This is a genomic window from Candidatus Pelagibacter sp. HIMB123 (assembly GCF_052048195.1).
Taxonomy (GTDB): domain Bacteria; phylum Pseudomonadota; class Alphaproteobacteria; order Pelagibacterales; family Pelagibacteraceae; genus Pelagibacter.
On record NZ_JBNAIL010000014.1, the window covers coordinates 57751 to 70163 of the forward strand.

The following is a 12413-nucleotide window of genomic DNA, read 5'->3' on the forward strand; positions in this document are numbered from 1 at the left end:
TTATGAAAAATGAATTTCAGGTAATAGCAGATTTAATTGAAAAAGATAAGAAAGTCTTAGATGTAGGTTGTGCTGATGGAACTTTGATGAAATTTTTAAAGGATAATAAAAACATAAATATAAGAGGATTAGAGATTTCAAAAGAAAAAGTTCAAGAATGTATTGCAAAAGGTTTAACTGTAATTGAAGGAAATGCTGAAAAAGATTTAAAACAATTTCCAGACAAATCATTTGATTATGTTGTTTTAAGTCAAACTCTTCAAGCTTTTCTTAATCCTGAATTAGTTTTAGATGAACTTTTAAGAGTTGGAAAAAAAGCAATAGTTACGATTCCTAATTTTGGATACTGGAAAGTAAGATTTCATTTATTATTTAAAGGTACAATGCCAATTACAAAAACATTACCAGATGAATGGTATAACACACCAAATTTACATATGTGTACAATCAAAGATTTTTTTCACTTTGTAAAATCAAAAGATATTAAAATTTTTAAATCACTCGCTTTAAATAATCTTAATTCATCAATAATAAATGAGAGCAATTTAGGAGTTAAAAATTTGTTTGCAGATCTAGGTATATTTTTGATAGAAAAATAAAATGCGTATTGAAATTATACCCTGTCTTCAAGACAACTATAGCTATTTAATAATAGATGAAAGTAACAATTTTGCTTGTGTTGTAGATCCGAGTGAGTCTGAACCAATAATAAATTTCCTAAAAAATAAAAATATAAAATTAAAATATATTCTTAATACTCATCATCATTATGATCATATTGGAGGAAATCAAGAATTAAAAAAAAGATATGGGTCAGTTGTTGTGGGTTTTAAAGGAGACTCAAAAAGAATACCTGGAATAGACATATTGTTAGAAGACAATCAAATATGGAAAGCTGAAAACTTTGAAGCTAAAATTATGCATATACCTGGACACACATCAGGCCATATTTGTTTTAATTTTTTTAAAGAAAAATTAGTTTTTACTGGAGATACACTTTTCTCACTTGGCTGTGGAAGAATATTTGAAGGCTCTTATGAAGAAATGTTTGAGTCTTTGAACAAAATTAAATTATTACCAAAAGAGACAAAAATTTATTGTGGTCATGAATACACTCTTGACAATGCAAAATTTTGTAAAAAATATGATTCAGAAAACAAAGATTTACAAAAAAAAATAGAAAAAATAGAAAAATTAAGAGAAAATGGAATTCCTACCATACCCTCAACTTTAAAAGAGGAATTGGATTGTAATATATTTTTAAGAGCAAAAGATGTAAAAACCTTTTCAAAATTAAGAGATTTTAAGGATAATTTCTAATTAATTCGGCTTGACTAAAGGCTGACTACAACTATATTGCGGTAACTTTAAATTAAATCATATTATGTCATACGCAGTAATAAAAACAGGTGGAAAACAGTATAAAGTAAAATCTGGAGAAATTCTAAAGATTGAAAAACTACCAGATTCTAAACCTGATACTAAAATAGAGTTTAATGAAATTTTGGCATACGGTGATGACAAATCAATTGAAATTGGAACTCCAAATGTTGAGGGTGCAAAAGTAGAAGCTAATTTAATTAAAAATAGTAAAAATAGAACTATTTTAATTTTTAAAAAAAGAAGAAGACAAAATTCAAGAAGAAAAAATGGGCATAGACAAGAATATTCTATGATAAGAATTAACAAAATTTTTTCAAAAGATGGTAAAGTGTTATCAGAAGCTGAAAAAATTTCTAAAACTTCAAAAAAAGAAGAAGTTAAGGAAGCAGTAAGCAAATAGTTATTAGGTAAGTTATGGCAACAAAAAAAGCAGGTGGATCATCACGAAACGGACGAGATAGTGCCGGCAGAAGACTTGGTGTAAAAAAGTATGGTGGTGAAACAGTAATTCCTGGAAACATAATTGTTAGACAAAGAGGAACTAAGATTTTTCCAGGTGAAAATGTTGGTATGGGCAAAGATCATTCAATATTTTCAGTTGTTAAGGGAAAAGTTGTCTTCAAAAAATCAAAATCAGATAGAACTTTCGTTTCTGTAAAGCCCAATTAATAGTACAACTAATTAAAATAGATGTTGTATTATGAAATTTCTCGATCAAGTTAAAATATATATTAAAGCTGGAAATGGCGGAGATGGATCTCCTAGTTTTAGAAGAGAGAAATATGTTGAGTTTGGTGGACCAGATGGTGGGGATGGTGGAAAAGGTGGATCAATTATTTTAAAGTCAGAGGAAAATTTAAATACCCTTATTGATTATCGATATCAACAACACCACAAAGCCGAACGTGGGGAAAACGGTTCCGGTCAAAATCGAACAGGAAAAGGTGGTGAAGATTTAATTTTAAAAGTTCCTCTAGGTACACAGGTATTTGAAGAGGATAACAAAACTCTTCTTTTCGATTTTAATAAAAAAGGTGAAGAATATGTTGCGGCTGCCGGTGGAAAAGGAGGTTTAGGAAACACAAGATTTAAAAGTTCTACAAATAGAGCTCCAAGAAAATTTACTAAAGGCACTATCGGAGAAGAATTTACAATATGGCTTCAATTAAAAACAATTGCTGATATCGGTATTATTGGATTACCAAATGCAGGAAAATCAAGTTTGTTGGCAGCTCTAACAAACGCAAATCCAAAAATTGCAAATTACAAATTCACAACTATTAATCCAAATCTTGGTGTTGCTTCTTACGATGATAAAGAAATTACGATTGCAGATATTCCAGGATTAGTTGAAGGAGCTCATGAAGGTATAGGCTTAGGAATACAGTTTTTAAAACATATAGAGAGATGTAAGTCTTTACTGCACTTAATTGATGTCACCAACTTAGATCTGAATGAGTCTTATAATCAGGTGAAAAATGAATTAAAAAGCTACAGTGCAAAGTTATTAGAAAAAAAAGAACTAATTGTGCTTAATAAAATTGATTTGATTGATGAAAAAACAGCAAATGAAGTTATAGATCATTTTTCAAAAGGTAAAAATTGTGAGATTATGACAATGACAACTCTGGAAAAAGAATCTGTATCAAAAATTAAAGCAAAACTTTTGTCTTATGTATCTTAAAAACTCCAAAATAATTGTTGTCAAAATTGGATCATCTCTACTAGTTGATCAAAATAAAAAAATTAGGAGACAATGGTTATCTAGTTTTGCAAAAGACATTAAAAAATTAAGAGATAGAAATCAAAGAGTAGTTATTGTTAGCTCTGGCGCTATAGCTTTGGGTTGCAAGAAAATGAATTATAATAAAAAAAATATTAAATTAGATAAGAGTCAGGCTATTGCTTCTATTGGTCAAATAGAGCTGATGAATTTATTTTCTCAAACTTTTGCAAAATATAAATTAAATATTTCTCAGATTTTGCTTACATTAGAAGACACTGAGGAAAGAAGAAGATCTCTCAATGCAAAACGAACTTTTGATAATCTTTTTGAACTTGGTTTTATTCCTGTGGTCAATGAAAATGATACTATCGCAACGAGTGAAATAAAATATGGAGATAATGATAGATTGGCATCTAGGGTTGCGCAAATTACAAACGCAGATACCTTAATTTTATTATCTGACGTTGATGGTTTGTATACAAAAAATCCTAAAATTTTTAAGGATGCTAAACTAATAAAGAAAATAGATGACCTAAATAAAGATCTAAAAAAAATTTATATTAAAGGCGTAAATGAATATGGGAGTGGTGGTATGCATACAAAAATTGAAGCAGCAAAAATATGTCAGCTTGCTGGTACTAGTATGGTTATTGCAAATGGACTATATTCAAATCCTATCTCAAAAATAATTGAAAAAAATAACTGCACCTGGTTTAGTCCAAAAATTTCAAAGTTAGATGCTAGAAAAAAATGGATAATAAGCTCTGTAGCACCTAAAGGAGCATTAATAATTGATGATGGTGCTAAAAAGGCATTAAAATCTGGAAAAAGTTTGTTAGCAGCAGGAATTAAAAAAGTTTCGGGAAGATTTAATAAAGGTGATCATATTAAAGTATTAGATAAAAAAAATAACGAATGTGCCAGAGGGTTAAGTTCCTTTACTTCTGATGAGGTGAATAAAATTATGGGTCATCATTCGAATGAAATTGAAAAATTATTAGGCTATGTTGCAAAATCAGAAGTTATTCATAAAGATGATATGGTGGAAATTTAAATGATTAAATATATAAATTTAATTGGAAGAAAAGCTCGCAAAGCTAGTGATTATAAAGTTACAACTGAGGTAAAAAATAAAGTCTTAAATGATTACGCGAAATTAATTAAGAATGAAAAAAAATATATTATAAATCAAAATTCAAAAGATATTAATTACGCAAGAAAAAGAAGGTTAAAAGAGAACTTAATAAAAAGACTTCATTTAGATGAAATTAAATTGAATGGAATTATAAATTCAATTTTAAAAATAGCTAAATTAAGGGATCCTATAAATAACACTTTAGAAAAATGGAAAAGGCCAAATGGTTTAAATATAAAAAGAGTATCAATACCAATTGGAGTTATTGGTGTTATCTATGAAAGTAGACCAAATGTAACTTCAGATGTTGCTAGTCTTTGTTTTAAATCTGGAAATGTAGTGATTTTGAAAGGAGGCTCTGAGGCCATAAATTCAAATAAAGCTTTAGCTAAGTTGTTTAGAAAAGCACTTAAAAAAAATAAAGTTGATGAAAACTTTATACAATTTATCGATTCAAAACAAAGGAGGATTGTGGATATTATGCTTTCTAAAATGAAAAAATATATCGATGTCATAATACCTCGTGGTGGAAAAAATTTAGTTAAAAAAGTTTTAGAATTATCCAAAGTACCTATAATTGGGCACTTAGAGGGACTTTGTCATACTTATATAGATAAGGATGCAGAATTAAAAATGGCTAAAGAAATTGTTTATAACGCTAAATTAAGAAATACAAGTATTTGTGGTGCAACTGAAACTATTCTTATTCATAAAAATATAGTCAAAAAATTTAGCAATCCTATTTTGCAGGCACTTGAAAATAATGGTTGTAAAATAATTGGTGATAAGATTTTGAAGAGTTATTACAAAGGTCAAGTATATCCTGCAAAAGAAAAAGATTGGTCAACTGAATATTTGGCATCAATTGTATCTGTTAAAATTGTTAAAAATTCTGAAGAGGCAATTAAGCATATTAATAAATATGGTACTATGCACACTGACTCCATCATTACAAAAAATAAAAAAACAGCAAAATACTTCTTAAAAAATGTTAAAAGTTCAATTGCAATGCATAATACCTCAACTCAATTTGCTGATGGTGGTGAATTTGGATTTGGTGGAGAAGTTGGAATTTCTACTAATACACTGCCACCAAGAGGTCCTGTAGGTTTAAATCAATTAATTTCATATAAATATGAAATCACTAGTAATGGTAAAATAAGAAATTAAATTGAATAACACAAAAATAAAAATTGGTGTATTAGGTGGATCGTTTGATCCTGCACATAAAGGACATTTGGCAATTTCTAAGGAAGCAAAGAAAAGATTCAAACTCAAAAAAGTTATTTGGGCAATTACAAAAAAAAATCCATTTAAAATAGAGAGTAAGACATCTGTTACTGACAGAATTAAATATTGTAAAAAAATTATTAGTACAAATTCATTTATTAAGGTTAAATTTTATGAAAAAATTATTAAATCAAATAAAACTATTAATTTAATCAATCATTTAAAAAAAGATAAAAGCATTGAAATTTATTTTTTAATGGGTGCCGACAACCTTATTAACTTTCATAAATGGCATAAATCTAAATTAATTTCACAAAAATGTAACATCCTAGTTTTTGACCGACATGGGTATAAAAAAAATTCTTTAAAATCAAAGACATTTAAGCAACTTAATAAGACCAATCTAGAGTTTATTGAGTTTAATAAAGTCAACATTTCATCTTCTCAATTAAGAAAAATTTGATAATCTAAATTCAATTAATGGACAAAATTTCAGACCTAAAAGAAATTGTAATCAACACACTAGATCTCAATAAAGCTCAAGACATTGTAACAATTGATCTTAAAGACAAAAGTTCTATGGCTGATTACATGATCATAGCAAGTGGAACATCATCTAGACATATTCAATCTTTATCAGAACAAGTTTTAGAAAAGCTTAAAAATAACGGTGTAAAGGATTCTAAAATTGAAGGTAAAGAAAGTGGAGAATGGAAACTTGTTGATGGGATTGATTTGATTGTTCATATTTTTCATCCAGAAAAAAGAAAATTTTATGAATTAGAGAAAATTTGGTCAGAGCTAATTCCAAAAGAAAAAGTGATGATATGAAAAAAATTAAATTTTTATTATTAATTTTTTTTTCCGTTTTTTATTTAAATAAAACAGTTATTTCAGCTGAAATTGATATTTATAAAAAAATTGATCTCTTCGGTGAGGTTCTAGAAAAAATTAATAAAGAGTATGTTGATGAGTTCAACCAATCTGAGAGTATGGACTCTGCTATCAATGGACTTTTACAATCCTTAGATCCTTATTCATCCTACATGTCTCCTAAAATTTTTGATGAAATGCAAACAGAAACCAGTGGTGAATTTGGTGGACTAGGAATTGAAGTTAGCATGGAGGCTGGTGTGGTAAAAGTAATTTCACCAATAGATGATACACCTGCATCTAGGGCTGGATTAAAAGCTGGTGATTACATAGTCAAAATAAATGATGTCCAGGTTCAAGGAAAATCATTAAGTGAAGCTGTTGATTTAATGAGAGGACCTGTAGGTTCTGGAATAGAGTTAACAGTAAGACGAAGAGGCGAAAGAAAAGCGCTAACATTTAATATCATAAGAGAAGTTATTCAGGTTCAATCTGTAAAATCTGAAATTATAGATGAAAATATTGGATACATCAGGCTTACTTCATTTAACGATAACAGTAGTGATCAAATAGAAAAACAAATTAAAAAACTTAAGAAAGATAAAAACTTAAATTCATTTATTTTAGATTTAAGAAATAATCCTGGAGGTCTTTTATCTCAAGCAATAAAGATATCAGATTTTTTTCTGGAAAATGGAGAGATAGTTTCAACAAAAAGCAGAAAAAAATCTGAAAATAGAAAATGGTTTGCAAAAAAAGGAGATATTACCGATGGAAAAACACTATTGGTTTTAATTAACTATGGTTCAGCATCTGCTTCTGAAATTGTTGCTGGAGCTTTAAAGGATCACAAAAGAGCAATCATCGTCGGTGAAAATAGCTTTGGTAAAGGTTCTGTCCAATCCATTATTCCTTTAAAAAATCGTGGTGCTATCAGATTAACTGTCGCAAAATATTATCTTCCTTCTGGAAAATCTATTTCTGAAGTAGGTGTTAGACCAGATATTGAAGTAAATGAAGAAGGTGATGATTTTAGAATAAAAACTGATACTGATAATCAATTAAACTACGCTATTAAGTTACTTAACGGATAATATGAATAAAAATTTAAAAGATTTACCACTGAGAAGTGGGGTCGGAATTGTGTTATTAAATAAAGAAAATAAAGTATTCGTAGCGAAAAGAATAGATAATCCTAAAAATTTTTGGCAAATGCCTCAGGGTGGTGTTGATGAGGGAGAGGATAATTTAAAAGCTGCATTTAGAGAACTAGAGGAAGAAACAAGTATCAAAAGCGTAGAACTTATAAAAGAATTAGATGGTACATTAACCTATGATTTACCTGATAGATTACTAGGTATTATTTGGAAAGGTAAGTACAAAGGTCAGAAGCAAAAATGGTTTTTAATGCGATTTATTGGAAATGATAATGAAATAAATATTAATACATCTAATCCAGAATTTTTAGATTGGAAGTGGATCGACTTAGATTTAATTACTGATGTTGTTGTTGATTTTAAACATCATGTTTACAAAGAACTTAAAGAAAAAGTAAAAAAATTAATTTAGAGTTTTTAAAACTTCAACTTTTTGATCTGCTAAATATTTAGATTGATCATTAATATCGGTTTTATTAGCCTCTTCTTCTGCCTGTTTAAGTAAATCTTGTTGCTTTGATTTATCCATATCAGCAAGATTAAAAATTGTACTTGTTAAAATAGATAGATTGTTATTTTTAAACTCAACAATCCCATCTTCAACATAGTAATTTTCATCACCTGATTTTGATAAAATCTTAATTATCCCAGGTTTTAAAAAGGAAATAATAGAAATATGATCCTTCAATATTCCCATCTCTCCTTCAAAAGCAGGGACCACAACTTCTGAAACATCATCTTTTACTAAAAAAGATTTTTCAGGATTTACTATTTCAACTTTAAACTCTTCGCTCATTAAGCAGCAGCTTCTTGTTCCATTTTCTTAGCTTTTTCTATAGCTTCTTCAATTGTTCCAACCATATAAAAAGCAGCTTCAGGTAAGTGGTCATATTCACCTTTACAGATTGCATCAAAACCTTTGATAGTTGAGTCAAGATCAACAAGTTTTCCTGGAGAACCAGTGAATACTTCTGCAACAAAGAATGGTTGAGATAAAAATCTCTGGATTTTTCTTGCTCTTGCTACAACTAATTTATCTTCTTCTGATAACTCATCCATACCAAGAATAGCTATAATATCTTGTAGTGATTTATATGATTGTAGAATTCGTTGAACATCTCTTGCTACTCTATAATGTTCATCTCCAACAATTCTTGGATCTAAAATTCTTGATGTAGAATCAAGTGGATCTACAGCAGGATAAATACCAATTTCTGCAATTTGTCTTGAAAGTACAGTCGTTGCATCCAAGTGAGCAAACGATGTTGCTGGAGCGGGGTCTGTTAAATCATCAGCAGGCACATAAATTGCTTGTACAGATGTGATTGACCCTTTGTTTGTAGTCGTAATTCTTTCTTGTAGGTTACCCATGTCAGTAGCTAATGTCGGTTGATATCCAACAGCAGATGGAATTCTTCCCAACAAAGCTGAAACCTCTGATCCTGCCTGAGTAAATCTAAAAATGTTATCTACAAAGAAAAGTACGTCCTGACCTTCCTGATCTCTAAAGTATTCAGCTACAGTTAAACCTGTAAGTGCAACTCTTGCTCTTGCTCCAGGAGGTTCATTCATCTGTCCATAAACTAAAGCAGCTTTTGAACCAGCTCCCTCCTTTTTAATTACTCCAGACTCAATCATTTCATGATAAAGGTCATTTCCTTCTCTAGTTCTCTCTCCAACTCCCGCAAAAACTGAGAAACCACCATGAGCTTTTGCAACGTTGTTAATTAATTCCATAATTAAAACTGTTTTTCCTACTCCTGCTCCACCAAATAATCCAATCTTTCCACCTTTTGCATAAGGCGCAAGCAAATCAATTACTTTGATACCTGTTACAAGGATTTCAGTTTCTGTTGATTGGTCATTAAATTCAGGTGCAGCTCTATGAATTGGCCAACTTTCTTTGGTTTTAACTTCACCTCTTTCGTCAATTGGTTCACCAATTACATTAATAATTCTTCCAAGAGTTTCAGGCCCAACCGGAACTTGAATAGGAGCATTTGTGTTGGTAACTTCATCACCTCTTTTTAGTCCTTCAGTAGCATCCATAGCAATTGTTCTAACAGTAGTTTCACCTAAGTGTTGTGCTACCTCTAAAACTAGTCTGTTATCACCATTTTTACATTCCAATGCTGTTAAAATTTCTGGTAGTTCACTATCAAATTTTACGTCTACTACCGCTCCAATAACTTGCGTGATTATTCCTTTGCTCATAATTATAAACTTTCTGCTCCTGATATGATTTCTATTAGTTCTTTTGTAATTGCTGCCTGACGACTTCTATTATATTCGATAGTAAGTTTGTCAACCATTTCACCTGCGTTTCGGGTCGCATTATCCATTGCACTCATTCTAGACCCTTGTTCGCTAGCTGAATTCTCTAACATAGCCTTAAATATTTGCGTAGAAATATTTTTTGGCAATAAATTGCTTAAAATTTCATCTTCATCTGGTTCAAATTCGTAACTTTCTTCTGAACTGTTTTCTTCTCCTTCATTGTTTAAAGGGATAATTTGCTGTGCTTGAGGAATTTGAGTAATTACATTTTTAAATTGGTTATAAAAAATTGTACAAACATCAAATTCACCTGCCTCGAATTTTTCAATTACCATTTTCCCAACTTTATCAGCATCAAAATAATTTGCATTTTTAGATTCTTTGAAAGAAATATTTTCAATTATTTTGTCACCATAAACTCTTTTTAATTGATCATTTCCTTTTGAGCCTACTGTAATAATTTTAAGTTCTTTACCTTCATCTAAAATTTTTGCAAAATAACTTTTAGCTTTTTTAATAATATTAGAATTAAATCCACCACATAAACCTCTATCAGAAGTCAACACCACACAAAGATGAGTTTTTTCTTGACCAGTCCCTGACAATAACTTTGGTGCATTTTCTTTATCAGATATACCATTTGATAAATTTAAAATAACATTATTCATTTTTTCAGAATAAGGTCTTCCCTTCTCAGCGCTTTCTTGAGCTCTTCTTAATTTAGCTGCTGCAACCATTTTCATAGCTTTAGTAATTTTTTGTGTAGACTTTACACTAGCTATTCTTTTTTTTAGGTCGTCTAAACTTGCCATAAATTATTAAGATTTAAAATTTCCTTTTAATTGAGTGATTACCTCAACAAGTAATTTTTCTTTATCTTCCTCAAGTTTTCCTGAACTTAAAATTGACTCGATAATTTCAGGCTTATCTGATTTACATTTTTCAATAATCTTGCTCTCAAATTCAGCAACGTCTTTTAAATCAATGTCATCTAGATAACCTTTTACTCCACAAAATACTGAAATAACTTGTTCTGCAACAGTCATAGGTGAATATTGTTTTTGTTTTAAAAGTTCAGTTAACTTAGAACCTCTATTCAAAAGTTGCTGGGTAGATGCATCTAAATCAGATCCGAATTGAGCAAAAGCTGCCATTTCTCTGTATTGCGCTAACTCTAGTTTCATTGAACCAGAAACTTTTTTCATCGCTTTTGTTTGAGCTGATGAACCAACCCTAGATACTGATAAACCTACGTTAATTGCAGGTCTTATACCTTGGTTAAATAGTTCTGTTTCAAGGAAAATTTGTCCGTCTGTAATTGAAATAACGTTAGTTGGAATAAACGCGGATACGTCTCCACCTTGTGTTTCAATAATTGGAAGTGCAGTAAGTGATCCACCTCCATGTTCGTCACTTAATTTAGCTGCTCTTTCAAGTAATCTACTATGAAGATAAAATACATCTCCAGGATAAGCCTCACGTCCTGGAGGTCTTCTTAATAGCAATGACATTTGTCTATAAGCAACTGCTTGTTTAGACAAATCATCATAAATTATTAACGCATGCATTCCATTATCTCTAAAATACTCTCCCATAGCACAACCTGTGTATGGTGCTAAGAATTGTAAAGGAGCAGAGTCAGATGCAGTAGCAGCAACGATTGTTGTGTACTCCATAGCTCCAGCTTCTTCTAATGTTTTTTGAATTTGTCTTACTGTTGATCTTTTTTGCCCAACTGCAACGTATATACAATACAGTTTTTGTTTTTCATCACCAGATTCATTGATTTTTTTTTGATTAATAATTGCATCTACTGCAACTGCTGTTTTACCAGTTTGTCTATCACCGATAATTAATTCCCTTTGTCCTCTTCCAATCGGAACTAGACTGTCAATTGATTTAAGACCAGTTTGCATTGGTTCGCTTACTGATTGTCGTGGAATAATACCAGGAGCTTTTACTTCAACCCTGCTTTTTTTAATTCCTTTATCTAATGGTCCTTTTCCATCAATAGGATTTCCTAAACCATCCACTACTCTTCCTAATAATTCTTTTCCAACTGGAGTATCAACAATATTACCCGTTCTTTTTACTACATCCCCTTCTTTAACATTTCTGTCATCACCAAAAATTACGACACCAACGTTTTCACTTTCTAAGTTTAGAGCCATACCTTTTGAACCATCTGCAAACTCTACCATTTCACCAGCTTGAACATTATCCAAACCATAAATCCTAGCAATACCATCTCCAACTGATAAAACTTGACCAACTTCTGTGACTTCTGCTTTATCACCAAAATTTTTAATTTGTTCTTTTAATATTTTCGTAACTTCTGAAGGATTTATTTCCATTTATGCCTCTATCATTCTATTTTCGATTTGTTGTAATTTATTTTTAATTGAGGTATCGACCATAGTACTTCCTACCTGTACTACCAAACCTCCTATTAAACTTTCATCATGTTTGTAGTTTAATTTTATTTTTGAGCTAAAATTTTTTGTTAACTCCTCTGTAATTTTTGTAATTTCTTCATTAGATAATTCTTTTGCTGATTTTAATTCTGCCTTAAGTTCACCTCTTTTTCTTGAACAAATCTCAATAAAGCTTTTAAGTATACGTTCAATAAAAA

At 30.2% G+C, this 12413-nt stretch carries 16 protein-coding genes; 11 read left to right on the forward strand and 5 right to left on the reverse strand.

Features of this window, described 5'->3' with window-relative positions; all coding sequences use genetic code 11:
• The first annotated feature begins 2 nt into the window (after positions 1-2).
• The 11 genes from metW (at position 3) to ACTTBL_RS04125 (ending at position 7916) form a co-directional block, all read left to right on the forward strand.
• Positions 3-599 (forward strand): methionine biosynthesis protein MetW, encoded by a 597-nt coding sequence (gene metW / locus ACTTBL_RS04075; protein WP_023854673.1) that lies wholly within the window; start codon positions 3-5, stop codon positions 597-599.
• Between the two features lies 1 nt (position 600).
• Complete coding sequence (gene gloB, locus ACTTBL_RS04080) at positions 601-1320, forward strand: hydroxyacylglutathione hydrolase (RefSeq protein ID WP_440643732.1); 720 nt, start codon at positions 601-603, stop codon at positions 1318-1320.
• 64 nt (positions 1321-1384) lie between these two features.
• A complete protein-coding gene (rplU, locus tag ACTTBL_RS04085; protein WP_440643733.1) occupies positions 1385-1783 on the forward strand; it encodes a 50S ribosomal protein L21 in 399 nt (132 codons plus the stop codon).
• 14 nt (positions 1784-1797) lie between these two features.
• A complete protein-coding gene (rpmA, locus tag ACTTBL_RS04090) occupies positions 1798-2052 on the forward strand; it encodes a 50S ribosomal protein L27 (protein WP_023854670.1) in 255 nt (84 codons plus the stop codon).
• Between the two features lie 31 nt (positions 2053-2083).
• The gene (gene cgtA, locus ACTTBL_RS04095) at positions 2084-3067 is read left to right on the forward strand and encodes an Obg family GTPase CgtA (RefSeq protein ID WP_440643734.1); all 984 of its coding nucleotides are present in this window, start codon (positions 2084-2086) and stop codon (positions 3065-3067) included.
• Positions 3057-4163 carry a glutamate 5-kinase gene (gene proB / locus ACTTBL_RS04100; RefSeq protein ID WP_440643735.1) on the forward strand — a complete coding sequence of 369 codons (1107 nt, stop codon included), beginning with the start codon at positions 3057-3059 and terminating at the stop codon, positions 4161-4163. The genes cgtA and proB overlap by 11 nt, the downstream gene beginning before the upstream one ends.
• Positions 4164-5414 carry a glutamate-5-semialdehyde dehydrogenase gene (locus ACTTBL_RS04105; RefSeq protein ID WP_440643736.1) on the forward strand — a complete coding sequence of 417 codons (1251 nt, stop codon included), beginning with the start codon at positions 4164-4166 and terminating at the stop codon, positions 5412-5414.
• Positions 5410-5937: a nicotinate (nicotinamide) nucleotide adenylyltransferase gene (gene nadD / locus ACTTBL_RS04110; protein ID WP_440643741.1), complete on the forward strand. Its 528-nt coding sequence runs from the start codon at positions 5410-5412 to the stop codon at positions 5935-5937. The genes ACTTBL_RS04105 and nadD overlap by 5 nt, the downstream gene beginning before the upstream one ends.
• Before the next feature lie 17 nt (positions 5938-5954).
• Complete coding sequence (rsfS, locus tag ACTTBL_RS04115) at positions 5955-6305, forward strand: ribosome silencing factor (protein WP_075484663.1); 351 nt, start codon at positions 5955-5957, stop codon at positions 6303-6305.
• Positions 6302-7441, forward strand: a complete 1140-nt coding sequence (locus ACTTBL_RS04120; protein ID WP_082254627.1) for a S41 family peptidase — start codon at positions 6302-6304, stop codon at positions 7439-7441. Before rsfS ends, ACTTBL_RS04120 begins: the two co-directional genes overlap by 4 nt.
• A 1-nt stretch (position 7442) precedes the next feature.
• Positions 7443-7916, forward strand: coding sequence for an RNA pyrophosphohydrolase (locus tag ACTTBL_RS04125; protein ID WP_145596777.1), 474 nt, complete (start codon positions 7443-7445; stop codon positions 7914-7916).
• Here the strand turns inward: ACTTBL_RS04125 and atpC are convergent.
• The 5 genes from atpC to atpH form a co-directional block, all read right to left on the reverse strand.
• A complete protein-coding gene (gene atpC / locus ACTTBL_RS04130) occupies positions 7908-8300 on the reverse strand; it encodes an ATP synthase F1 subunit epsilon (RefSeq protein ID WP_075505229.1) in 393 nt (130 codons plus the stop codon). The genes ACTTBL_RS04125 and atpC overlap by 9 nt on opposite strands.
• The gene (gene atpD / locus ACTTBL_RS04135) at positions 8300-9718 is read right to left on the reverse strand and encodes a F0F1 ATP synthase subunit beta (protein WP_440643737.1); all 1419 of its coding nucleotides are present in this window, start codon (positions 9716-9718) and stop codon (positions 8300-8302) included. The genes atpC and atpD overlap by 1 nt, the downstream gene beginning before the upstream one ends.
• 2 nt (positions 9719-9720) lie before the next feature.
• Positions 9721-10593 (reverse strand): F0F1 ATP synthase subunit gamma, encoded by an 873-nt coding sequence (locus tag ACTTBL_RS04140; protein ID WP_440643738.1) that lies wholly within the window; start codon positions 10591-10593, stop codon positions 9721-9723.
• A 6-nt stretch (positions 10594-10599) separates the two neighbouring features.
• Positions 10600-12135: a F0F1 ATP synthase subunit alpha gene (atpA, locus tag ACTTBL_RS04145; RefSeq protein WP_075502550.1), complete on the reverse strand. Its 1536-nt coding sequence runs from the start codon at positions 12133-12135 to the stop codon at positions 10600-10602.
• The coding region (gene atpH, locus ACTTBL_RS04150) for an ATP synthase F1 subunit delta (RefSeq protein WP_440643739.1) at positions 12136-12413 on the reverse strand (278 nt) is incomplete at its 5' end.